General features: G+C 41.8%; 20 protein-coding genes. All 20 read right to left on the bottom strand.

Features of this window, described 5'->3' with window-relative positions; translation table 11 throughout:
• Nucleotides 1-64: 64 nt before the first annotated feature.
• Nucleotides 65-1093 carry a ketol-acid reductoisomerase gene (gene ilvC, locus G632_RS0100440; RefSeq protein WP_022767062.1) on the bottom strand — a complete coding sequence of 343 codons (1029 nt, stop codon included), beginning with the start codon at nt 1091-1093 and terminating at the stop codon, nt 65-67.
• 36 nt (nt 1094-1129) lie between these two features.
• On the bottom strand, nt 1130-1642 hold the full coding sequence (gene ilvN, locus G632_RS0100435; RefSeq protein WP_022767061.1) for an acetolactate synthase small subunit: 513 nt from the start codon (nt 1640-1642) through the stop codon (nt 1130-1132).
• 265 nt (nt 1643-1907) lie between these two features.
• Nucleotides 1908-2390 carry an acetolactate synthase small subunit gene (gene ilvN / locus G632_RS0100430; protein WP_022767060.1) on the bottom strand — a complete coding sequence of 161 codons (483 nt, stop codon included), beginning with the start codon at nt 2388-2390 and terminating at the stop codon, nt 1908-1910.
• 19 nt (nt 2391-2409) lie between these two features.
• Nucleotides 2410-4035, bottom strand: coding sequence for a biosynthetic-type acetolactate synthase large subunit (ilvB, locus tag G632_RS0100425; protein ID WP_022767059.1), 1626 nt, complete (start codon nt 4033-4035; stop codon nt 2410-2412).
• A gap of 19 nt (nt 4036-4054) precedes the next feature.
• Nucleotides 4055-6520: a homocysteine S-methyltransferase family protein gene (locus G632_RS0100420; RefSeq protein ID WP_022767058.1), complete on the bottom strand. Its 2466-nt coding sequence runs from the start codon at nt 6518-6520 to the stop codon at nt 4055-4057.
• Entirely contained in the window at nt 6507-7592 is a 1086-nt protein-coding gene (locus G632_RS0100415; protein ID WP_022767057.1) for an acyltransferase family protein, read from the bottom strand. The genes G632_RS0100420 and G632_RS0100415 overlap by 14 nt, the downstream gene beginning before the upstream one ends.
• Before the next feature lie 30 nt (nt 7593-7622).
• Nucleotides 7623-8150 carry a hypothetical protein gene (locus G632_RS0100410; protein ID WP_022767056.1) on the bottom strand — a complete coding sequence of 176 codons (528 nt, stop codon included), beginning with the start codon at nt 8148-8150 and terminating at the stop codon, nt 7623-7625.
• Between the two features lie 22 nt (nt 8151-8172).
• Nucleotides 8173-8598 (bottom strand): ATP synthase F1 subunit epsilon, encoded by a 426-nt coding sequence (gene atpC, locus G632_RS0100405; protein ID WP_022767055.1) that lies wholly within the window; start codon nt 8596-8598, stop codon nt 8173-8175.
• Nucleotides 8599-8600: 2 nt separating this feature from the next.
• Nucleotides 8601-9992 (bottom strand): F0F1 ATP synthase subunit beta, encoded by a 1392-nt coding sequence (gene atpD / locus G632_RS0100400; protein WP_022767054.1) that lies wholly within the window; start codon nt 9990-9992, stop codon nt 8601-8603.
• Nucleotides 9979-10902: an ATP synthase F1 subunit gamma gene (atpG, locus tag G632_RS0100395; protein ID WP_022767053.1), complete on the bottom strand. Its 924-nt coding sequence runs from the start codon at nt 10900-10902 to the stop codon at nt 9979-9981. Before atpG ends, atpD begins: the two co-directional genes overlap by 14 nt.
• A gap of 1 nt (nt 10903) precedes the next feature.
• Nucleotides 10904-12640, bottom strand: a complete 1737-nt coding sequence (atpA, locus tag G632_RS0100390) for a F0F1 ATP synthase subunit alpha (RefSeq protein WP_242826693.1) — start codon at nt 12638-12640, stop codon at nt 10904-10906.
• On the bottom strand, nt 12633-13124 hold the full coding sequence (locus G632_RS0100385) for an ATP synthase F0 subunit B (protein WP_022767052.1): 492 nt from the start codon (nt 13122-13124) through the stop codon (nt 12633-12635). Before G632_RS0100385 ends, atpA begins: the two co-directional genes overlap by 8 nt.
• Before the next feature lie 25 nt (nt 13125-13149).
• Nucleotides 13150-13368, bottom strand: coding sequence for an ATP synthase F0 subunit C (atpE, locus tag G632_RS0100380; RefSeq protein ID WP_022765699.1), 219 nt, complete (start codon nt 13366-13368; stop codon nt 13150-13152).
• Between the two features lie 16 nt (nt 13369-13384).
• Nucleotides 13385-14059 (bottom strand): F0F1 ATP synthase subunit A, encoded by a 675-nt coding sequence (locus tag G632_RS0100375; protein ID WP_442852499.1) that lies wholly within the window; start codon nt 14057-14059, stop codon nt 13385-13387.
• 33 nt (nt 14060-14092) lie between these two features.
• Nucleotides 14093-18136: a hypothetical protein gene (locus G632_RS0100370; RefSeq protein ID WP_035781833.1), complete on the bottom strand. Its 4044-nt coding sequence runs from the start codon at nt 18134-18136 to the stop codon at nt 14093-14095.
• Nucleotide 18137: 1 nt separating this feature from the next.
• A complete protein-coding gene (locus G632_RS18380) occupies nt 18138-20618 on the bottom strand; it encodes an efflux RND transporter permease subunit (protein WP_022767049.1) in 2481 nt (826 codons plus the stop codon).
• Between the two features lie 41 nt (nt 20619-20659).
• Nucleotides 20660-22957, bottom strand: a complete 2298-nt coding sequence (locus tag G632_RS0100360; protein ID WP_196802257.1) for a glycoside hydrolase family 9 protein — start codon at nt 22955-22957, stop codon at nt 20660-20662.
• Between the two features lie 41 nt (nt 22958-22998).
• Nucleotides 22999-23754 carry an SIMPL domain-containing protein gene (locus G632_RS0100355; RefSeq protein WP_022767047.1) on the bottom strand — a complete coding sequence of 252 codons (756 nt, stop codon included), beginning with the start codon at nt 23752-23754 and terminating at the stop codon, nt 22999-23001.
• 24 nt (nt 23755-23778) lie between these two features.
• Nucleotides 23779-25143: a PFL family protein gene (locus tag G632_RS0100350; protein ID WP_022767046.1), complete on the bottom strand. Its 1365-nt coding sequence runs from the start codon at nt 25141-25143 to the stop codon at nt 23779-23781.
• 13 nt (nt 25144-25156) lie between these two features.
• Complete coding sequence (locus G632_RS0100345) at nt 25157-25429, bottom strand: ACT domain-containing protein (RefSeq protein ID WP_022767045.1); 273 nt, start codon at nt 25427-25429, stop codon at nt 25157-25159.
• Nucleotides 25430-25437: the final 8 nt, after the last annotated feature.

The raw sequence follows: 25437 nt of genomic DNA, 5'->3' as shown, positions 1-25437 counted from the left end.
GTACCATTTGCATGACACTCTTAAATATTAAGCCAAATTCAGGACTTTTTCAAATGTCCGAAAATCAGTTGTTGATGAGCTTATCAGACTCATTGTTCCAGCTGTAGAGCTTTCTGATCTCAGCACCAATCTTCTCTGAAGGATGCTCAGCATGAAGCTTACGCATAGCCTGGAAGTGAACCTGTCCGCCTGCCTCTGACATATCAAGCAGGAATTCCTTAGCAAATGTTCCGTCCTGGATGTCTGCAAGGATCTTCTTCATTGTCTTCTTGGTCTCATCTGTGATGAGCTTAGGTCCTGTTATGTAATCGCCGTATTCAGCAGTGTTAGAGATTGAATATCTCATTCCTGCGAAACCTGACTGGTAGATAAGATCTACAATGAGCTTCATCTCGTGTACGCACTCGAAGTATGCATTTCTTGGATCATAGCCTGCCTCAACAAGTGTATCGAATCCGGCCTGCATAAGAGCACAAACACCACCACAAAGAACTGCCTGCTCACCGAAGAGGTCAGTCTCTGTCTCTGTTCTGAATGTTGTCTCAAGAAGACCTGCTCTTGCTCCGCCGATTCCTGCACCATATGCAAGTGCAAGGTCAAGAGCCTTACCTGTAGCATCCTGCTCAACAGCAACAAGACAAGGTGTTCCCTTACCTGCCTGGTACTCACTTCTTACTGTGTGTCCGGGAGCCTTAGGAGCGATCATAGCAACGTCAACATCCTTAGGAGCCTTGATAAGACCGAAATGTACGTTGAAACCATGAGCAAACATAAGCATGTTGCCCGGCTGAAGGTTTGGCTCGATGTCCTCTTTGTACATCTTAGCCTGCTTCTCATCGTTGATAAGGATCATGATGATATCAGCCATCTTAGCAGCCTCAGCTGTATTATAAACCTTAAGTCCCTGAGCCTCAGCCTTAGCCTTACTCTTTGATCCCTCGTAAAGGCCGATGATTACGTTGCATCCTGAATCCTTAAGGTTAAGTGCATGTGCATGTCCCTGTGAGCCGTAACCTATAATAGCAATGGTCTTGCCCTCAAGCAGTGATAAATTACAATCTTCCTGGTAAAAAATTCTAGCATCCTGTGACATAACTAAATCCTCCATATTTTTGTTTTATATTATTCCTTACTCATCAAGGTAAATAACCTTGTCTGTGCCTCTACCAAGTCCTGCGATACCTGTTCTTGCAAGCTCCAAGATCTCATATCCCTCAAGTAGCTTAAGGAATGCATCAACCTTAGACTGACCACCGGTAATCTCGATAATGAGTGAATCAGGACTTACATCAATAATGTTACCTCTGAAAATATTGGCTGTAGCAAGTATGCTCTGCCTGTTGGTTGCCTCAGCTCTTACCTTGACCAAAGCAAGCTCTCTGTAAACCGAATCCTCAGGAAGCAGTTCGTGAATATCTCTGATATCAACGAGCTTGGCTACCTGTTTCTCAATCTGATCAAGAATGACATCATCGCCGGATGCTACAATTGTTATTCTGGTAAATCTGGGATCTGCCGTAACACCCGCTGTGATACTCTCGATGTTGTATCCTCTTCTTGAAAACAATCCTGATATTCTGGAAAGAACACCGGGGTTGTTATCAACGATCAGCTGAAAGACTTTTTTCTTTAATTCTTTCATTTTTCGCTCTCCAATTATGCCTTTAATTTCAGTGCCTGTCGTATACCTTTAGCACTTTAAAGTGCTGATTTCCATTGAATCAAAATCAAGTCATTTTCTTAATATTTTGATATTGTTTGGCTTGTTTTTTCATCAATTTAAATCAAATTATACCACTTGAAACACATAAGTCAATAAAAATATTTCATCACTTTACATTGTTAAATTCATGCTGTAAAAAATAAGGTCTCCCAGCATTCTGGGAGACCCATGTCATCAAAAAATATTACTGCTCCTTGCACTTTGTAAGTGCTACTGTTCCCGTGCGTGCGATTTCTACAATGCTTACACTCTTTAGCATCTCGATGAAAACCTCAATTCTGTCTGAAGTATCACAAATCTGGATTATCATCATATTTTTGGACATATCAACAATCTGGGCGTTCATGATGGTACAGTTCTCCATGATATCACGCCTGTTTTCCTTGTTGTACTTGACCTTTATAAGCATAAGCTCTCTGTTGATACTCATGCTTTCCTTAAAAGTCTTTACCTTGATGACATCTATCTTCTTGTTTAGCTGCTTCTCAATCTGCTCAATGGTGCGTTCATCGCCTGTTGACACAATAGTCATGCATGAAACAGCCTTATCAGCTGTCTCTCCCACTACCATTGAGTCAATATTAAAGTTTCTTCTTGAAAAGAGGCCTGCTACCTTTGAAAGGACACCAGCTCTGTTTTCTACAAGAACCGAGTAAATTCTCTTCATAGTCTTTACCTGCCTGTTTTTATCTTGTAAGTGCCATTGGATCAACCATAACTTCCATCAGTTCTGAGGAGTCATCCTTTAGAAAATCAGCAAGAGCTTTCTCCATATCAGTGTTTCCGTCGACCTTATAATAATCCATACCGTAGGCTGCAGAAATAAGAGAAAGATCAGGATCACCTTCAAGTTTTACCATGGAATAGTTGTCATTATATGCGTTGTGCTGATGTTCTCTTACCATTCCAAGATAACCGTTGTTCATGACAACTATCTTGACTTTAACACCGTACTGGCGCATGGTTGCAAGTTCCATCATAGACATCTGAAATGCTCCGTCGCCAATTACAGCAACAACCTGCCTCTTTGGTGCAGCTATCTTTCCTCCGAGAGCTGCAGGGATTGAATATCCCATTGTTCCCATTCCACCTGATGTCAGGAATCTTCCGTTCTTTACAATATGATATGCGCATGACCAGATCTGATTCTGACCTACGTCAGCAACGTAGATTGCATCATCATCCATTGCTCTTGAAAGAGCTCTGATGAAAGCTTCGGGATCAACAAAGCCTTCTGCAGCAGGAGCTCTAAGGGTCATCATCTGTTCCTTATAGCTTCTTAATGTTTCTACCCATTCTTTATGGTCATCTGCATGATCATCCTGTGCAAGGAATTCTGCAAATATATGCTTGATATCACCAACCAGAGGAATTGTGGGACCAACGTTCTTTCCAATCTCAGCAGGATCTACATCAATGTGAACCATTACTTTGTTCTCTGTGATCAGATCAGGTCTGTTCACAGCTCTGTCAGCAACTCTCGCACCAACCATCAAAAGAAGGTCGGACTCATTCATTGCCCTGTTGGCATAAGCCTTACCATTATTTCCTACCATTCCAAAGAACAGCGGATGGTCAGAAGGCATAGCTCCAATTCCCATCATGGTAGAAACTACAGGAACATCATTGAGTTCAGCAAATTTGATCAGTTCCTGTGTAGCACCACTAAGATGTACGCCTCCGCCAACGCATATAATAGGCCTTTTGGCTTTTTCAACTTCCTTAATGACCTTCTTTATCTGTACAGTATTTCCCTTGACTGTAGGCTTATAGGACCTCATGGAAATGGTCTCGGGATAAGCAAACTTCTCAGTCATCTCGTCATTCTGGATATCAAAAGGGATATCTATGAGTACAGGACCTTTTCTGCCGGTGCTTGCGATATAGAAAGCTTCCTTAAACACCTTGGGAATATCATTTACATCTCTGATGAGATAGCTGTATTTTACAAATGACTCTACAGCGCCGGTAATATCTGCTTCCTGGAATACATCACTTCCAATCATGTCGCTGTTAACCTGTCCGGTAATGGCGATCATTGGAATTGAATCTGCATATGCAGTAGCGATTCCGGTAATGAGGTTAGTTGCACCGGGGCCTGAAGTCACTGCGCAAACGCCAACCTTTCCGCTTATTCTGGCATATCCGCTCGCACAATGAGCAGCATTCTGCTCTGTACGGATAAGCACAGTCTTTATATCAGAATCTAAAATTTTGTTCCAAAACGGATCAATGGCAACTCCCGAATAACCGAAGATTACCTCAGTATTTTCTTTTTCAAGGCATTTTACTATGGCCTCTGCTCCAATCATGAAAGCTCCTCCGTTCTTATCAAGCTATGCTTAATATAGTTCTTACTACCTTAACAGCATCGGCTGCATCGGATGAATATCCGTCTGCACCGATCTCAAATGCATAATCTTCAGTAACTACCGCTCCGCCAATTATTATCTTGGATTTTATATTCTCTTTCCTTGCAAGCTCAACCACGTTCTTCATTTCCTTCATGGTAGTGGTCATTAGCGCAGAAAGAGCTATAACACTGGCGTCATTTTCTCGTGCAGCTCTGATAATTTCTTCCTTAGGCACATCCTTTCCAAGATCAATGACATTAAAGCCATAGTTCTTGAGCATAAGTGCCACAAGGTTTTTACCTATATCATGGATGTCCCCATGGACGGTTGCAATTATTATAGTCGGGAGTTTTTTAGAATCGTCTGCTCCTTCTGCAAGGAGAGGTTCAAGGTATCCTATAGACATCTTCATTGCCTCAGCACCTGCTATGAGCTGTGGCAGGAAGTATTTCCCCTTATCAAAATATTCCCCAACTTCATTTATCGCCGGCATGAGAGCTTCGTCCAGGATCTGCTTGGGATTTATTCCCTCTTCAACGGCTTTCTGGGTATCCTTAACAATGGTCCTCTTGGCCCCTGTAAGAACATCCTTTTTTATTATATCAATATAGTTGTCACCTTTAACAGAGTCGTTTTTAATTTCTTTACCAGTAGTCTGGCCTTGAGCTTCAGTGTTATATCTCTCCATTCTCTGGATATATCTGAGGTCAGCACCATCTTTTTTCTTCAGAAGGTCTGATGCAAATGCAGCATTTACCAGCATTTCCTGAGACGGATTGGCAATTGCCATGGTAAGTCCTCTCGAAATTGCCATAGTAAGGAAGGCTGTATTCACATTCATTCTCTGTGGCAGGCCAAAAGAGATATTTGACAATCCACAAATTGTTGCATAGCCTCTTTCATAGCAAAAACTTATAGTATCAAGAGTATTAAGCGCAGCGCTTGGATCTGCTCCAACAGTCGCCACAAGGCCGTCAACAACAATATCTTCTATACCAAGTCCTAAATCATAGGCTTTTTTGCTAAGAGTAATGATATTGTCTTTCTTTTCATCAAGATCTTTTGGAAGACCCTCAGGACTTAAAGGAAGAAGGACAAACATGGCTCCGTATTTTTTCGCGAGCGGGAGGAATTTCTCAGCCTTACCCTTCTCAAGCGATATCGAATTAATGAGTGCTCTTCCGGAATAAATACGAAGTGCTGCCTCCATAACCTCAGGGCTTGAAGTATCAATACAAAGTGGAAGGTCGGTAATACCTGAGACTTCTTCCATTACACTTAGCATCATTTCCTTCTCATCAATTCCACTCATTCCAACATTGATATCAAGAATTGACGCGCCTTCTTCTTCCTGATTTCTTGCAAACTCGGAAACCATATCAAGGTTCCCCTCTCGAAGCTCTGCCTGAAGCTTTTTCTTGCCTGTGGGATTAATTCTCTCACCGACGATCATAAACAGATCGTCCATGCCAAAGGAAAGCGCTCGTCTCTCTGAGGAAAGATATCTTCTGCCACATATCTTTCTGGGCACAGGATTTCCATCTTCGCCTGTTATATTTGCAGGATTTAAATCATCGTATGTTTTTTTCAAAAGAGCTATAAATTCCGGTGTAGTACCACAGCACCCTCCAAGGATTGATGCTCCGCAGCCGATGAGTTTTTTCATCTCGCTGACAAAAACATCGCTTTCCATGTCGTAGATGGTATTGCCCTCTGAATCCACCTTGGGAAGTCCGGCATTGGGCTTGGCAATTATAGGAATGCTTGTAACTGACGACATACTGCTGATGATATCCATCATCTTGTCAGGACCTGTAGAACAGTTTGCACCGATGGCTGCTGCGCCTAAAGCCTCAAGACATATTGCAGAAGCTGCAGGGTCTGAACCGAAAAGTGTTCTTCCGTCAGCTTCAAAAGTCATTGTGATGATCACAGCAAGGTCAGAAACCTCTTTGGCGGCAATCAGAGCTGCTCTGCATTCCTGAAGACTCATCATTGTCTCAATTACAAGAAGATCAACACCTGCTTTATCCAGAATACGGATCTGCTCTTTATAAACTTCAATAAGTTCTTCAAAATCCAGATCTCCTACCGGCTTAAGCTGTCTTCCTGTCATGGTAAGATCACCTGCAATCAGAGTTTTATTACCGACAGCTTCTCTTGTGATACTTACAAGATCAGTATTTATCTGAACTATATTCTCCGCAAGGCCGTATTCTTCAAGTTTAATCCTGTTACTGGTAAACGTTGGCGCATATACAATATCAGAGCCAGCATCTGCATAAGCCTTCGATAATTTCTGCATAACGTCTTTATGCTCTAAAATCCACTTTTCAGGGCAAACTCCTGCCGGCATTCCGGCTTTCATCAGATTACTGCCGGTTGCGCCATCGAGGAATACTATTCTTTCTTTGCAAAACTCAAGGAATTCATTTCTGTTCATTTACTCTTACCTTATCAATTAAAATAGGGATAGCTCCGAAAATCAAAATTGCTAAAACCATGACCAAAATCGGCTTTTGCCACATGGTATATGATGGTATTATGCCATTTTGAGATAATATATCAAGTGTTGAAATTATCATAACGTGATAAAAATAAATCAAGGAAGATGCTCTTTTCCCAAGATAAGCAAGCGCATTTACGCTATTTATACGGCATTCAGAGATCATCAAAAGTGCAATTACTATAATTACAGAACCTATATAGACTTCCTTACTTCCCAATACAAACTTCTCGATAACACTCAGAGCACATCCAAAAGCCAAAATCAGGAGATTCCTTGGCAAAAGAGCTTTTGCCTTCTCATTATACTTGTCCTGTCCAAGGTCATTATTTCTTTTTAAAGAAATGTCTGTAAAGACAACCCCCATCAAAACAAATGGCATACCAACAAAAAGCCAGTTTCTGAGTATATACCAGGTAGAAATGCTTATATCAAAAGGTCTTATTGGATAAACTGTCTGCAAAATCTCACCGAAGAACAGAATCCCTAAAAGCAAAACGATAAGCCATTTGTACCACTTCCGAAGTACTGGCGCGAAGATAATTATCAGAATATATACATAGATCAGCGCAAACAGGTACCAAAGATGATCAAAAACATAAGACTCATCATATATATATCTTCCGGAATTGAATAAAAAGAAAGTCCTTGTCTCATAAGCATTGAACTTGTCATGAAGCCAATATCCAAAGCTCCAGCCTTTTGAAAGAAAATAGCAAAGTGAAAAAATCAAATAACAGGCATAGACTATTGCCGTTACCTTTAAAAGCTTAATAAGTCTATCCTTTGTAAACTTACGGATTTCGGTAGTATTTCCAGCGTATGAACCATCTCTTTTAACCAAAAGAAATCTCCCGGAGATTGCAAAGAAGAAAGGAACTGCAAATCTTGAAAGAGCAAAAACCACATCTCCAAATGTCCCGGGAAAAGGCGCATGTATAGTTATCACAAAAAGACATGCTATGAACTTTATTGCATATATAAAACTATTATCGTTTGATCTTTCCATAGATTTCCTTGTATGCAAAACAAGCACTGATCATTCTCCATCAGTGCTTGAATCTATTGTTGAAAATTCGTAGGTACTCTGGGTTTCGACAGAAATGCCCTCGCCTTCAGGAACCTCTCCGTGAAGAACTTGTAATATTACCTGGGCTCTGCTGTTAGCTCTCTCATAGTACTGCTGAGCCAGCATCTCCGAGTCAGAATCAAACTCGTTGTCGTAAGCCATATGATAGAATTCATCGGCCTTCTGCATATAATCTGCAGCTTCTACAGATATGTCGGCTATTCCGGAGAATTCATCCGGAACAGGTGCCTCTGCCATAGTCTTATAAGTTAAATTCATCTGATCCAAAAGATCAAGGAGCTGAATCTTAGCAGCTTCGTCATCAGGATCTAAGGCGTTTATCTCATTGTCATACCTGCTTAGATCACTGTAGAAAGTAGTCATACTCTCCCTGTAAGCTTCAAGCTTCGGATCTTCCTTCTTCCCACAACCTGTAACAAGTAATCCAATTAAAACTATAGCAATTCCGCAAACATTTAATCTCTTATTATTAAACAATTATTTCCCACCAACTTTTCTTTTAATCTTTGTACTTAGAAGCCGCACTCAGCCTTGCCATAGCTCTGGCAAGTCCCGCCTGAGATTTTTTGAATTCTTTTATAGACTGCTTCTGATTAAGATGGTCCATTGCAAATTCATAGGCTTCCAGTGCTCGTCTCTTGTCGATATCAGCCGGACTTTCTACGGTGTTTACCAGGACGATGCACTCATTGTCAACAGTATACTGCACCGAGCCGATACTAACAACACCATAAATCCAATCTCCCTTAGGAGTTTTAATCTTAATGATGCCGTCATAGATGGCGTAGATCATCTCTTCATGCCCAAAAAGTATCGCGAGTTCCCCATCATGGCAGGGCAAAATGACCTCCAGTGCCTGTCCGTCATAAAATATTCCATTGATAGAAATGACCTTAAGACCAAAGGTCTTGCTATTTTCTTCCATATTCAGGCCTCGATATCCTTAGCTTTCCTAGCCACTTCATCAATAGTTCCAACATTGAAGAATGCTGCCTCCGGATATTTGTCCATCTCTCCGCCTATGATATACATAAAGCCTTTGATGGTCTCTGAAAGAGGCACATACTTACCCTTAAGTCCTGTAAACTGCTCAGCCACATGGAAAGGCTGAGACAAAAATCTCTGAATCTTACGTGCTCTGTGGACAGTAGCCCTATCCTCTTCGGAGAGCTCTTCCATACCAAGGATAGCAATAATATCCTGAAGCTCTTTATACTTCTGCAAAATCTCCTGAACCTTCATGGCAGTTGAGTAATGAGCCTTTCCTACAATCGTCTCTTCAAGGATACGGCTTGATGACTCAAGAGGGTCAACTGCAGGATAAATACCCTGTTCTACAATCTTACGAGACAGAACCGTTGTTGCATCAAGATGCGCAAATGTTGTAGCAGGAGCCGGATCTGTAAGGTCATCCGCAGGGACATAAACTGCCTGAACAGAAGTAATTGATCCGTTTTTGGTAGAAGTAATTCTCTCCTGAAGAGCACCGAGATCTGTTGCAAGTGTAGGCTGATAACCTACGGCTGAAGGCATTCTTCCAAGAAGTGATGAAACCTCGGATCCTGCCTGTACAAATCTGAAAATATTATCGATGAAAAGAAGCACATCCTGATTCTTAACATCTCTGAAGTACTCAGCCATTGTAAGTCCGGTCTCAGCAACTCTCATACGAGCTCCCGGAGGCTCATTCATCTGACCGAATACCAGTGCAGTTTTTTCAATAACCCCTGACTCTGTCATCTCAGTCCAGAGGTCGTTTCCTTCTCTTGAACGTTCACCTACACCTGTAAATATCGAGTATCCGCCGTGCTCTGTGGCGATGTTCTGAATAAGTTCCTGAATAAGAACGGTCTTGCCTACACCCGCTCCTCCGAAAAGACCAATTTTACCGCCTTTTGCATATGGCGCAAGAAGATCGATTACCTTGATTCCGGTCTCAAGTATCTCAACAACAGGGCTCTGATCCTCAAGCTTTGGTGGTTTTCTGTGGATCTCCCATTTTTCGCTTGCATCTACGCTTCCCTTTTTGTCGATAGCTTCGCCAAAGACATTAAAGAGTCTGCCAAGTACCTGGTCACCGACCGGGACTTTAATTGGACCACCTTCAGATACAACTTCCATATCCTTTGAAAGGCCCTCACTTGGAGAAAGCATGATGCATCTGACTATATCTCCGCCGACATGCTGAGATACTTCCATCACTCTCTTTTCTCCACCCACTGTTACAGTCAGGGCGTCTCTGATATATGGAAGCTGAGCATCCTTAAATTGTACGTCTACTACAGGTCCCATGACCTGAACAATCTTACCGTTTTCCATGCTTCTTTATTTCCTTGCTGCGCTTAAGCGCTTTGGCTCCGCTGACAACCTCAGTGATCTCCTGTGTGATCATAGCCTGTCTCTGGCGGTTATAGCTCTTTTTCAGGTCAACGATCATCATCTCTGCGTTCTTGTTGGCATTGTCCATGGCCATCATTCTGGACTGTTGAACGCTGCAGAAGGACTCGACCAGCGCTCCGTATATGTACCCTGTCACATAATTTGGAACAATATTGTCCAAAACTGCTGATGGCGATGGTTCCATTAGAAATTCTTCATACATATTTCCACGAATCGGTGCTTTTTTCCTCTTCAGCGCCGAAAGGAAATCAAGTGGCAAAATTCTTTCAATCCTTGCATCGCAGGTATTTCCTCTTATGGTCGTGAATATGATATAGAACTCATCAATCTTCCTGTTATAGTAATAATCCATTATCTCAGCAGATATTTTTCTTGCTCTGTGAAGCGTTGGATTCTGAGATGTGAAAGGGAAAAACTCTTCGATATCTACATTTTCCGAATTGAAATGATATCTGCCGACCTCTCCGATCACAAAAAGCTTGTTTTCACCCTTTTTATTAGCAAGTGCTTCCTCCGTAAGCTTTATAACATTATGGTTAAAAGCACCTGCCAGACCCTTATCATCTGTAAAAACGAGATAACCACGTTTCTTTTTGCTCTCAGGTATATCATCTCTAAGCTCAAGGAAAATATTCTTTGTTCCCTCAGGAAGGTTGTTAACAACTCTTTCGATCATGTCCTTCGTGGCGTAGAAGAAAGGCTCTGTGTCCGATAGCATCTTCTTTGCCTTTCGAAGCTTGGTCGAGGAGATCATATACATCGCATTTGTAATTTTCTTTGTGTCACTTACACTTGCGATCCTTTCGCGGATCTCTTTTATATTAGCCAAATTACTGTACCTTTATATCTTCGTTAAATTCATCAATAAGGTCATATATCCTCTTCTTAAGTTCATCCGAGAGGTCTTTTGTCTTCTTGATCTCATTGCATACATCTTTGTGTTCGTTGTTGAAGAAGGTAATAAGCTTTTCCTTGTATTCGTTGACTTTCCTTACAGGAACGTGGTCAATTCTCTTAGAGCCAGCTGCAAGTAGTATCAGTACCATTTCATGCATTGCAAGCGGATGCTCCAGGGGCTGCTTTAGAAGTTCCATCAGGACCTGTCCGTGATTAAGCTGATTCCTTGTCACCTCATCAAGGTCTGATGAAAACTGTGTAAACACAGCCATTTCCCTGTACTGCGCAAGATCTACTCTTATGCTTCCGGTAGCTTTTTTCATTGCCTTGGTCTGAGCTGCGCTACCTACACGGGATACTGAAAGTCCTACATTAACCGCAGGTCTCATACCGGCAAAGAATAGGTCACTTTCAAGGAATATCTGACCATCAGTAATAGAGATAACGTTTGTCGGAATATACGCAGAAACATCTCCTGCTTGTGTCTCAATAATAGGAAGCGCTGTAATTGAGCCTCCTCCAAGATCATCTGAGAGTTTACTTGATCTCTCAAGAAGTCTTGAATGCAGGTAAAAGACATCTCCCGGATAAGCCTCACGTCCCGGTGGCCTCTCAAGAAGTAGTGATAATGCCCTGTAAGCAACAGCATGCTTGGAAAGATCGTCATAAACGATAAGCACGTCTTTTCCTTTGTACATGAAGTACTCAGCAAGTGCAGTTCCTGAATAAGGTGCAATATACTGAAGCGGAGCAGGATCTGATGCTGTAGAACTTACAACAATTGTATACTTCATCGCTCCGGTCTTTTTAAGAGTCGTTATGAGCTGGGCTACAGTTGAAGCCTTCTGACCTATTGCTACATAGATACAGATAACTCCTTTGCCCTTCTGGTTGATGATTGTATCGAGAGCAATTGAAGTCTTGCCGGTCTGTCTGTCGCCGATAATAAGCTCACGCTGGCCTCTTCCAATGGGGAACATGGTATCAATAGAAAGAATACCGGTAGCCATAGGCTCATTTACCGACTGTCTTTCAACAATTCCCGGTGACCTCTCTTCAACGGCGCGATATCCACTCTCTTTGATATCTCCCTTGCCATCAATTGGTGCACCGAGAGCATCAATAACTCTTCCAATAAAAGCTTCTCCGACAGGAACACCGGCCTCTTTGTAAGTGCGAACGGCTCTGCTTCCCTGTCTTATGCTTCTTTCATCACCAAAAAGGATACACCCGATATGATCATCTCTGATATCCTGGGCCATACCCTTGGTTCCGTCTTCAAATTCAATTATCTCTCCGTAGAAAGCGTGCTCAATTCCTTCGACATTGGCTATACCGTCACCTATCCAGGTAACAACGCCTACTTCCCTGCCCTTTATGGAAAGGTCAAAGTCTTCAACCTTTTGTTTGAGCATAGGAATAATGTCTTTTGAATGAACGCTTCCAAGTTCGGTCCGTAGCTGTCTGGCTCTGCCCTTGTCGCTCCAGTCGTACTCTAAGCCGCCACAGGAAACTATAAAGCCTCCGCCTACTTCAGGATCATTTATAACCTTAAGCTTAACATCGGGATTGCCCAGCTTGTCTGCTATAAGCTGTCTAATGCTATTAAGCTGTGACTCCGTCGGCGGAGTTGAGGCATAGCGCAGTGTAGCTTTAATCTTTTTATCCATTATTAGCCCTTGCCTCATTTATGAATTTATCGTAGAGCAAACTGTCATCCTCTGAGCTGTGCTTGGTTGCAGCGATCTTGGCAGCTGCATCGATAACCATATCCTTAAGCTCATCGGCATGAAGTTCTCTTTCCTTCTCAGCCTCTGCTCTGGCGTTTTGTCTTGCCTCTTTTACTATCTTGTCGCCGGTCTTTCTGGCATCCATAACGATTCTCTCGTACTCTTCATAACCGAGCTTTTTGATATCTGAGAGAATCTGCTCTTTTTCCTCGTCGGCAAGTTCAATTTTCTTCTCATATTCTTTTTTAATGGCACGTGCTTCAGCAGTTGCCTTATCTGCAGCCACGGTAGCCTCGTCCACTTCTTCCTGTCTCTTTTTGATGATCTCATCGATCTTTCCGAACAGGAATTTCTTCACAAAGAATAAGAGTATAAGAATATTTATTACTGTGAATAATATGTTAATCAGGCTTATACTTAACACTTTGCTTCCCCTTTTCTTTCGGTGTTTATGAGAAAAGAATGATCATGATAGCTACAACGAAACCATAGATAGCTGTTGCCTCTGCAAGAGCACAACCAAGGATTAGAAGTCTCATGATCTTGCCGTCTGCTTCGGGCTGTCTTGCAACTGCATCTGTAGCCTTTGCTGTTGCAAGGCTGATGCCGATACCTGCTCCGATACCTGTGAATGCAGCGATAGCTGCTCCGATTGCTGTTAAACTCATTTCTTATGTCCTCCTTTTATTCAACTGCTTCCTTGATGTATAACGATGTCAAAAAACAAAATACATATGCCTGAATACAACCGTCGAATATATCAAAGTAAATACTAAGTGCTGCAGGCAATATTATTGGTACCACATGTTTGATCAGCTCCATAATGACCGTGGCTCCGAGGATATTACCGAAGAGTCGCATACACAGTGACAAAGGTCTTATAAAGAGCTCTAAAACATTCATAAATGTTATTACTGCCATGGGCTCTGTGAAACTCTTTAACCACTTTTTAGGACCTTTTTTAATTATTCCGGCAAGCTCAACAAGCACGATGCTCATAAGGGAAAGAGCCAATGTGACATTCAGGTCCATGGTTGGCGGAACCAGTCCAATCAGCCCGATCATATTTGAAAAAGCAATGAAGATCAGCACTGTAACTATATATGGTGCATATCCGATAGCCTCTTCTCCCAGCAGTTCTCCAACTACACCTCTGATCCATAATACGGCTGATTCTACTGCCGCCTGTCTTTTTGATATATTGTGGACCTTCAGATTACTGGTAAGTGCAACTATCATGACGATCAAAATCGCAAGCACTATCCAGGACACCACTACCGATTTGTAGATGTCAAAAAAACCGTTTCCAAAAGGCACATGGATCAAGGTCTTGTCTGCCATAAGCAGCTCATTAAGCATCTCTTTCATGGAAACATCTCCCTGATAAAATCTTTACTTCTTGTTATTCTTCTTTACTTTACGCCGAAGCTTTCTGTACTTTTTGCTGTCGAATTCCTTCTTTTGCGGAAGTTCTTCACCTTTTTCCTTGGCAAGTTCTTCCTTATACTCAGAGATTTCGTCGGTCAACTGCTCAAGTTCATCCTCTTCTTTTATTTCAGCTGCAGTTTCTGTAATCTTTTCACGTACCTTGGTTTGTAGCTCATCGGTGTCATCATAGAAGATTGTTTCCTTATTCTCGATTCTGTCAGAAACCTTCATAACAAATCTTCTGAATATCTTGGGCACTTTTCCGCCATGTCTCTTAATAATATTTACTATAATGATTATTATAACAATAATCATTACAATTGCTAAAAGAAATATAGCAATAATGATAAATCCAATATTTTGTGCATTGCTTACACCATAAGAAAGAGTATGGGTATTACCCTTTAGCTCGTAAGTCGAGTATGCACCCATTTTTCCTGTAGGTGTCAGTTTCACTTTGGAATTTTCTGTAACCTCGTACAGAGCGTAATCAGTGGACCTTGCAAATTTTCCAAAGACCTCAAGCACCTGATTGTAATTATTGTCAGGTTTAAAGCGTATCTGATGAACATCCTGACCGTCATCCGGTATAGTCAGCTCAATTATTTCCATTTCATCAAGGCTGCTGTTATTGTTTTCTTCATTTAGAAGAATTGTTCTTGTAGCCTCAATCTTATCGCCTTCCCTGAAGTTGCCGTCAACAAGCAGTATTGACTGATTCTTTTCAGCAGAATCTTCGATAGCCAGAGTTGTTCTGTAAAGCTTATAAGTTGCAGTTGCTGTAACATCACAGACAAGCCTGTCAACTTCCGGAACATCCCAGTCTACATAGTATCCTTCTTTTTCGGGTACAGATGGATATTCCTCCGGCTTTAAGCTCTCTCCGTATTTCTTATTGAGTCTGTCTACCTGTTCGCTTCCATCTTCAAGGTCTTCATCTTCAAGGACAAAGTTTACAGTGATATTAGAGAATTCATGAGGAAGATCTCTGTACTTTATTTCCTCTGTCACATCTTCATCAGTGCCGGTACTTAGAGGAACTACTTCAAGTTTTTCTTCGCTTTCTTCAGTTTCCTGCATGATTTCTTCAAAAACTTCATTTTTCTCAACTGCAGCATAACTGATAGGTTCAGCCTTTAATGCATAGCTTACTCTGTCTATTCCCGCAAGATCATCACTTACAAAGTAGTTATTTCTTACTTCACCCTTTTCTGCAATATGACCTGATATCGCGCCATACCAGTTCTCAGCTCTGGTTACACTGACCAATGTAAGGCAGTCCTTGATGTGCATTCCATCACCGGTTATTCCACCGACATAGGTATTTCCGTCAAGTTCGCCCTTTGCATAAGACTCTACAATGTAAGATACAGAAGAGCCTGCAACTCCGCCAACATAGTTACCGTCAGTTGACTCAATCTTTGCATAGCTTCCGCAGTTAAGGATGGTACCCATTTCCTGAAGTCCACAGATACCTCCTGCATAATCTTTCTGGCTCTCAATATTTCCGTAGTTTCTGTTATTTCTAAGAACACACTTGGTGATATAGGATGAATTGAGGTTTGCATCCTTTATACCTGTGATATCGCCCTCTTTATCAAACTCGTACTCAATTGCCATAGTTCCTGCAATACCGGAAATATCTATATCACCTTCACATTTCCCGAAATTAAAGCAGGAATCAACTGTCGCATCTGTTGTATATGATGCTTCCTGATAGGACTCATCTGAATACATGGTTGTGTAATCTTTATCAAGTACTCCGTCAAGAGCATCCGTATAAAGATTAAGAATATTGTTGAACTGATCGTTTACAGCCTGAAGATCTCCGACCAAAACTCCCGTTGCATTGTTCATCTCAGAGTTTAAAAGTCCAAAGTTATCATTCATTGCAGCCATGTTATCTGCAAGGCTGTTGGTGTGAGCTCTGTATTCCTCATCAAGTCTGGGGAACCTGATGTCATCTCTTCCGGCGACATTTCCCAGAATTGACTTGGTCTGCTGACCTGCCTTTGAGAAACTATCAGATGCAGCACTTAGATTATTCATGGCACTCTCTGCATCAGCTCTGGACGCATCAGACATCTCACCGACGTGATTACCGTATATTGTGGCGAGAGTTGTAGAATAATGCTGCAGATCATCTGTGTACTGAGAGGATCCACCCTGTTTTGTGACCGGATTTACATACTTATCTCTTGCGTAATTGTCTGCTTCTCGTTGAGCTTCTTTTACAGCTTGTTGATGAGCATTACTTTCCTCAGTTACGGATGAATCAGGAAATGCTGACTCGTCGGCTGTATGTTTCCAACTTCCCTTTGCATCACAATCTTCTCCTGACCCGATTACAGACCGGTCGAATTGGGTGTTTAATCCAGGATTTCTATCCCATTCAGATAAATCTGCTGTTCCTCCTGAGGAAAGATAGTATGCTATACCCGTAACATTTTCCTGCATGATCTGATAATTATAATTGGGCGTATATGCTGCATTATAGTTAGCATTGTATTGCTGAGCAGCACTTTCAAGTACGAGTTTCGCTTCATCGTACTGTTTTTTCTCATCCTCACTGACTATATAGTTCTCAACATTCAAATCTTTTACAGCATTTTTCAGATCATCAGCTGATTGTTTTGTGCTTGAAGCACCACTGGAAATATTGTCTATAGGGCCTCCGTTCTTGGTCGTCTCATCAAGAACATACTCAACCCTTGAAAATGCTTCATTAGTAGCGCCGGAAATATCATTGGCGTAGTCAATTGTGCCGTTTGCAATAAACTTGGTATCCTGAACAGCCTGACCTGTAAACTTCTGAATTATAGCAAGTCGTGCAGACACAACATCAGACTGATTCTTGGTATCGGCAAGGGTTGCAGATACTGTGTCATGAAGCTGAGCTATAGCTTCTGAAAGCTGATAAGCGATATCAGAAGCAAGATCTACCTGAATGTAGGGCTCTGCCTGTCCTACAATGCCTCCTACATCTTTTCTTCCCTTTATCTTGCCATTATTAGAACAGCTATACAGATATCCGGACTGTCTTCCTGCAATACCACCTACGTTATATCCAACGTGCTCGTATCCGATCTCACCGTTATTGATACATCTTGATACGATACCGATTGAGAGTCCGACAATTCCGCCTGTATCAGAAACAGTTACATCAGAACTTGCTTCGTCGTCTTCCTTGCTGATTCCATTCTTGATAAGTGTAAGAACCTTATTAAGGTTTTCCATTGAATCAACTGTAATTTCAGTATCAGTATTGGTGGTATTTACCATAGCTTCATTTCTGCAGTTTGCGATATTACCCATGTTCTCGCCGCAGATACCGCCGGTAAAATGTACACCACTGATAAAGCCTTCAGATGAACAAAATGAAACATTTCCTGAAAGCTGATTCATGCCGACAATTCCACCAATATAATCGTTACCTTTTACAACTCCTCTAAATGAGCAATCTTTGATAAGTCCGTAGTTTTCACCGGCAATACCACCGATGATAACAGGGTTTCCTGCAGGAATTACAGAACCTGAAACATTAAGATTCTGAATTACAGCATTTTTCTCAACGTGAATAAATAGTCCAACATAGGACTGGCCTTTTAAAATGTTTATCTCAGAGATTGTGTGACCCTGTCCGTCAAATACTCCCCCAAAGTCAGGGATTCCATAGAACTCCTTACCAACAAGAGAAATATCCGATGTCAGGAGAATTTTTTTGTTGTCTGACCACGTGTTTAATTTACAGTTATCTACAAACTCTAAAAACTCATCAACATTAGAGATCTCAATTGTTTCTATTTCGGCAGGAACAGCTGCAGCAATATCATCTTCAATATCTGCATCTACATCAACTTTATTTTCAGCAGCTCTCTCCTGCGTTCCTGTAGTTATAGCATTTTCCTGAGTCGTATCTTTTTCGGGATCATTTTCAGCAAAGCTGATAAGGCCTGAAGTTGTAAATAGCGTAATAGCCATTAAAGAAGCTAAGATCTTTTTTCTCATATCAAATGCCCTCCCCTTCATTACCATCCGGGGTGGTATCCTCATTTCCACTATTTTCATCAAGCATGGTAACGTCGCTATTCTCGATATAAGCACTGACATTACCCTTAACCACAGCATGAACTACACCGTTGATAGTTCCGTCGATGTGTCCTCTTACAATACCGTCAATACGCATAGCTCCTGCAACCTGTCTGGTCTGAAGGGGCATGTTCATAACGAAAGCTGTAAGCTCGATTACCTTATCTCCCACAAGAAGTATCTGAGGAAGAACAAACATGGTAACGATAATGGAAATAATTGTTCCTCGTCCAAGGCATTTACCGATTCCGTAAATAACCGCATCAGAAGTCATCTTACCTATAAGTATTCCGGCAACAGCCATCATGGTTCCGGAAGTAATGATTGTTGGGAATGATAGGTTCATGGTATCAATGATGGCATCTCTTTTACCCATCTTCTCACGAAGTTCAGTGTATCTGCCGGCTATTACAATAGCATAGTCGATATTGGCACCCATCTGAATAGAGCTTACGATAAGGTAGCCAAGGAAGAAAAGATTCTCATGCTGGATTGCAGGGAAAGAGAAGTTTATCCAGATACATCCCTGAATTACCGCAATAAGAAGAACGGGCATACCGGCTGACTTAAATGTAAAAAGAAGAACAATAAGTACCGCCAATATGGAAATGATGGATGTAACCTTGGTATCTCTTGCGTTACATTTCTTAAGGTCGTACTGGCTGACAGTATTTCCTACAACGTAGATCTTATCTTCGTCATAGTATTTCTCAGCTATCTTATGGAGCTTCTCTATAAATGCAAAAGACTCTTCTGACTCTTCGGGAAGGTTCATATAAACCAGTATTCTTGAGTAGTCAGGTCCCTGAAGCTGCTTCTTGGCAAACTCCATCATTGTATTTGCATCTTCGAGTTTCTGCATCAGTTCATCATCAAGTGTTACATATCCCTCTTTTACTTCCTGATATACAAACATGAACATATCAATAAGAGGAACTTTATAGTTGGCAAGACCGTTTACAGCCTTGGCATAATCTTTATCATTAACCGCATAGGCAGCATAAATAAGCTCTGCGATCTCATAGTCAATATCAAGGAGCTCGGAGAACTGTCTGGGAGAGAGCTTGTCTGTAAGAGTATATCCGCCAATAGCCTCAGTGTTAGCAAGACCTGTGATGCTTGAAACTTCATCATAGGTCAATAGATCATCGATAAGCTTTTTCTCTGTCTCGTAATCAACTGACGGGAAAACAAGCGCAACCATAGGGTTGGTCGGGAAGTTCTCATCCTGAAGGTTCTGAGCTTCCTGCACCTCATTGGTAAGAGGCGGATGGATCTTGGTATAACCGTAAACGTAAGGTGTTTTGGATGATACAAAATTGGCGATTATGATGATCACTACAAATAAAGGCGCAATAATGTATCTTGATGCATAGGCAAACTTACCTACAAAAGGAATAGGCGGCACGAAATTTCTGTGCTTTGTCTTTTCCATGAGCTTGGCAAATACCATGATAAGTCCCGGCATCAGAAGGAATACTGACATAAGACTCAGGATAATAGCCTTTATCAGAACGATACCAAGGTCTACACCGATACCAAACTGCATAAACAGCATAGCAACAAGACCGCCGATGGTGGTCAGTGAGCTTCCCGTTATCTCAGAAATAGATTTTGTAAGAGCTATAACTGTCGCTTCTCTGTAAGGAAGGCCCTTTGAGAGCTCTTCCTTATATCTGTTCAGGTAAATAATTGCATAGTCAACAGACAACGCCAGCTGAAGAACTATTGTTACAGAATCTGATACAAAAGAAATTGTTCCAAGGAAGAAGTTCGTTCCCATCTGTACCAGAGCCGCGCTACCGAAAGTAATAAGAAGTACCGGTATCTCAGCATAAGCTTCGCAGGTAAAAAGAAGTACTGCCAGTACGACAAATACTACCAGAACCGTGATAACACTCATCTCCTTCTCAATAAGAGCTGAATGTACGTCACCAAGTTCAGTTGAGAGATAAGTGTCATAAGGTTCAAAGTACTCTTTTACCGCATCAAGTGATGTAAGGCACTGTTCATCGTCTTCATCATAATCGAAGGTGATATTAAAAAGAGCTGATCCATTGTTGTAATGGTCTTTTGAATCATCAACTTCTGCGGAAAATACACCCTCAATATCTTCCACATCCTTCTGGATCTTCAGGGCCTGTTCATATGAGATGTTTGCCACCATTACTTTGGCTGTGCCATAGGTGGTAAACTGCTCCTCCATCAGATCAAGACCCTGTCTTGTTTCAGTGGTACCGGGAAGGTAGTATGCAAGATCATTTTCTACCCCTACCCAGTTACTGGCTACAAATGCAAAAATACCAAGTATTGCATAAATAAGAAAAAACAGATTGCGCTTATCTACGATAAATGCGCATATTTTCAGCATAAAACTGCCGGCTTTTTCATTTTCTTCCATAACAAAAACAACTCCAACACATTATATTTTTTGACAAGACCTTAATTGGTCTCAGAAATTTCTGCAGCAAGCAGATAGATAAGAGGTGAGTTCCAATAGATTGTGATCTCGTTGGTTGAATAACTCTGAGCATTATCCGCATAGCATTTAGCACTTGCTGCTCCTCTAAGTACATTCTGGACATAAGGGTCATTGAGTCCACTGTTAGGACCGCCTACAAGCATACCCGGTACAGTTACGCCCTTAGCCTGTGAAGGTCTGTGGTGCGGATGATCAGAGTAAATTGTTCCAAACTCTGTAAGGAAACAGTAGCCTGTAGCGTTATTACCAAACAGATAGTTAAGCTGCATGTCTGCAACGTTCTTGTTGTAAGTATCAATAAGTCCCTTCATCATGAACATATACTGACCATTATTGGCAATGGTAAGGTTACTTCCCCATGGATAAGCTCCAACTATTGAAGAGCCATATGCGTACTTGGCAGAATTGGATACCACTTCTTTTGCCATCTTGTTTGCTTCGGACTTAACCATTTCAAGTGTAGCTGCATCAGCATCCTTAGCTGTAAGATAAGCATATCCGCCGTATCCTGCTACGCCCTGCCAGCCAAGTGAGTACCCGTTATCAGGAAGCTCGTTCTTTAGAAGTTCCTCATAAGCCTTATCTCCGGTTGTCTTAAAGAGTTCTGCATACGCCCAGAATCTCTCATCTACGTCATTAACATCTTCATACTCACCTGTAGAGATATCAGCAGGATTTTTATAGCCCTTCGGATCGCGAGGTGTCTTTGCGATATATTCAGCGGCCTTCTTGGCAGCATCAAGGCACTTGTCAGCATATTCCTTGTCAATTCCGGCATAAACTCGTGATGCCATGGCCATTACACCTGCAAAGTCTGCAGTTGAAGTGGTTGTCACAGGCATGATAACAAGCTCATCAGTCTCTTCCTCAGGCATGATCTCTCCCGGGAAGTTTCTGCATGTTACCTTGTGATATACTCCGCCGTCTTCTCTTTGCATCTTAAAGAGCCAGTCGAGTTCATATTTTGCCTCATCAAGGATATCTGGTATTCCGTTACCACTCTCAGGAATTCCGACAGCATCATCAAATACACCGGGATAGTTCTCATAAGCAAGGAGAAGATCAGCAACAGCCTTAGCTCCTGCTACCGAGTATCTGCCATAATCTCCTGCATCATGCCATCCGCCTGATACATCGAGCTTCTTGGAAGCATCCTCATATAAAACTGCCATATCTGAGTGGCAAACAAGGTGAGCAAATTCGCCTGCAAGATCCTTTGTAAGCTCTGTTCCGCATCTCTGATAGTAAAGCATCTTGATTGATGCCTTGAAGGCATCATCATATACATTTTTGGAGATCTTAAAGCTGTGAGATACTGCATCTCCGGCTTCTACATGATATGTTCCTTCATCAGTGATATCAGAGAAATTAAAGATAGCTTCCTTCTCTCCGGTATCCGGATCATCAATGCTGTTCTTGATTTCTTTTTCAAAAACGCTTTCACCTGTATCTTCATTGATAAGAACAGCTGTCTTATTAAGAGCTGATCCTCTTAATGTAGCGCTCTTGTATGAACCTGGAAGATATCCAATCTGATTTACAGCAATATCAGGCACATCAACACCTCCACTGCTTGCAACTCTGTTGGTAGCATCTATCAAAGTAAGTTCAAAGTTATCGAAATATACATGGTGTTCAGGAGTATTCTTATCCATATCCTCTACGACGCCCATGTTAAAGCAAAATCTGGGAGCCGGATCTCCTGTCTCATTCATGGTAAATGTATATTCGTGGTTCTGTTTTTCTTTTCCTATCTTTAAATGGTCTTCAAAATATGCGTGATAATCACCGCTGTTTAGCTGAAAACGCATTTCGAGCCACTTGTCTTCTATATCTGAATAGCAATCAAAAGTAATCTTGTAAACACAGCCCTCATCGAGAGAAAAGCCATCATGATATAACTGAACCCCGTGTGCAACAGTTCCAAGGTTCTTAATATCTACATCAAGTTCACCGTCCCCTGTAACTGAAATCTCAGCCAATCCATCCTGGCAAAAAGTCCCCCAAAGTTCGGTGCCATTTGAAAAGTCTCCATTTTCCAGCATGTTTTCACCGGTAAGCTCAATGGGCTCCACTTCCTTTTCAGTCTCGGCAGTTTCTTCTGTACAAGACTCCTCAGTAGTAAGTTCTTGCGTCGCCTGTTCCTGCACTTCCGGAGTTTCCTCCGTTACTTCAGGCGTAACAGTTTCAGCATTTCCGCAGCCAATCATGCCCGCCGCCAAAAATGCGGACAAAGCCACAGAAAAAATCCTTTTCATAAAATTCCTTTTCATAACTTCCCTCTCTTTATAAACAGACCTTATTTAAGGTCATATTCCAGCTTTACTGTAATAGAAGCAGTCTTATTTCTGGATGTCGTATCGAATGCTCCGTCATAGGAGTAACTGCTTGTACCTGAATTAGTTGCAGTAATCTGGAATACTCCAAGACTTGAGTTTCTAAGTTTTCCAACTTTTGCACCGGAATTCTTGGCCATTATATCGATTCTCTCTCTTGCATTGGCAGTTGCCTGCTCGATAAGAGAGAGCTTAAGGTCATCAAGACCTGTGTAGTAATACTCGGGAGCCTGTGACTCGAATTCAACGCCGGTCTCAAGAAGGCTTGAGATATCTCTTGAGATCTTCTCTACCTTGTCGATATCTGTTGAAGTAACAGATACAGACTGGGACAGGCTGTATCCGTCCTGTTCTCTTCCGATGTAATTACCGTTGTCATCATAGATGTCCTTGTAAGTTTTCCAGATATCAACTGAATTGAAGATTATCTCATCTTCTGTTATTCCGTTGGCAATAAGGTAGTTCTTAACTACAGCACTGTCTTTCTTTATCTTGTCATAAGCTGCTTTTGAAGTGTAATCGGCAGCAGAAAAAGAGCCTCTCCAGATAATAAGGTCAGACTCAAAATCTACATTTGCACTTCCTGTTGCTGAAATTGTATGAACACTCTCTGATCTGAAATGAGACAGTCCAAGTGCTAAACATAAGCAGCTTGCCACAATACTAAGTCCAATGATAAGAGCTGTAAGCCAGCTCTTATTAGTCTTTGCATTTTCCATTTCCCTCTCCTCAAAAACAAACCCTTAGTTCTTAAAGCTGTGTACAGGTGCCGGTATTCTTCCTCCTCTGTTTACAAATTCATCACAGGAGAACTTGTTTACAGGCATTATTGGCGCATATCCCAAAAGTCCGCCAAACTCAACAGTCTCACCGACGCCTTTTCCGATAACAGGAATAAGTCTTACAGCTGTTGTCTTCTGATTGATCATACCGATTGCCATCTCATCCGCAATGATTCCTGCTATTGTTGTGTCCTTGGTATCTCCGGGGATTGCGATCATATCAAGTCCAACAGAACATACACAGGTCATGGCTTCGAGTTTCTCTAATGTAAGTGCTCCGGCTTCTACTGCATCGATCATTCCCTGATCCTCACTAACAGGGATGAATGCTCCGGAAAGTCCTCCGACATAACTTGATGCCATTACTCCGCCCTTTTTAACCTGATCATTTAAAAGAGCCAGAGCTGCAGTTGTACCGGGTGCTCCGGCGTGTTCTACTCCAATCTCATGGAGTATGTCAGCAACACTGTCACCAATTGCAGGTGTAGGTGCAAGAGAAAGATCAATTATTCCAAATGGAACGCCAAGTCTCTTTGATGCTTCCTGAGCGACGAGCTGTCCGACTCTGGTTACCTTGAAAGCTGTCTTTTTGATGGTCTCGCACAGCACTTCAAAGTTCTCACCTCTTACCTTTTCAAGCGCCGTCTTAACTACTCCGGGTCCGCTAACACCTACATTGATTATCTTGTCAGCCTCAGTTACGCCATGGAATGCTCCTGCCATAAACGGGTTATCATCAGGTGCGTTACAGAAAATTACCAGCTTGGCACATCCAAGTGAATCCTTTTCCTTAGTGGCTTCGGCAGTCTTCTTAACAATGGTTCCCATAAGCCTTACAGCATCCATATTGATACCGGTCTTAGTGGAGCCTACGTTTATTGACGAGCAGACAACATCTGTTGTTGAAAGTGCAAGTGGAATCGACTCTATCAGCATCTTATCCGAATCAGTCATTCCCTTGCTTACAAGAGCTGAATAGCCACCGATAAAGTTAACTCCTACTGCCCTTGCAACTTTATCAAGAGTTGCAGCTATTTTTGCGAAGTCCTCAGGGCTCTTGCATGCTGCTCCGCCGATCAGTGATATGGGTGTTACTGAAATTCTCTTATTTACAATAGGAATACCAAATTCTCTTGCAATCTGGTCTCCGGTCTTTACAAGGTCTTTTGCTGTGTCATAGATCTTGTTGTAAATGTTGTCACAAAGCTTATTAAGGTCACTGTCTATACAGTCCAAAAGGCTTATGCCCAGAGTAATGGTCCTTACATCCAGGTTTTCCTTTTCAATCATTTCGTTGGTCTCTACGACCTCGTGTATATTTATCATTGTTGCACCTCACTTAAACCCTATGCATAGAGTCAAATATCTCTTCGCGCTGACACTTTATTACTACTCCGATGTCTTTACCAAGAGTCTCAAGGTCATCAGCTACAGTATTAAATTCCTTGGCTGTCTTTGACATATCAACAATCATCATCATGTTGAAATATCCGCTGACTATTGTCTGGGAAATATCAAGAATATTGATACCTGATTCTGCAAGATAGGTGCAGACTTTGGCAATGATGCCGACAGTGTCTTTTCCGACTACTGTAATGATAGTTTTATTCATAACGCTCT

The sequence above is a fragment of the Butyrivibrio sp. NC2007 genome, from assembly GCF_000421405.1.
In the GTDB taxonomy this organism is placed as follows: Bacteria; Bacillota; Clostridia; order Lachnospirales; family Lachnospiraceae; genus Butyrivibrio.
The sequence above is the reverse complement of the archived record's forward strand: the minus strand, read 5'-3'. Positions and strand labels throughout refer to the sequence as shown.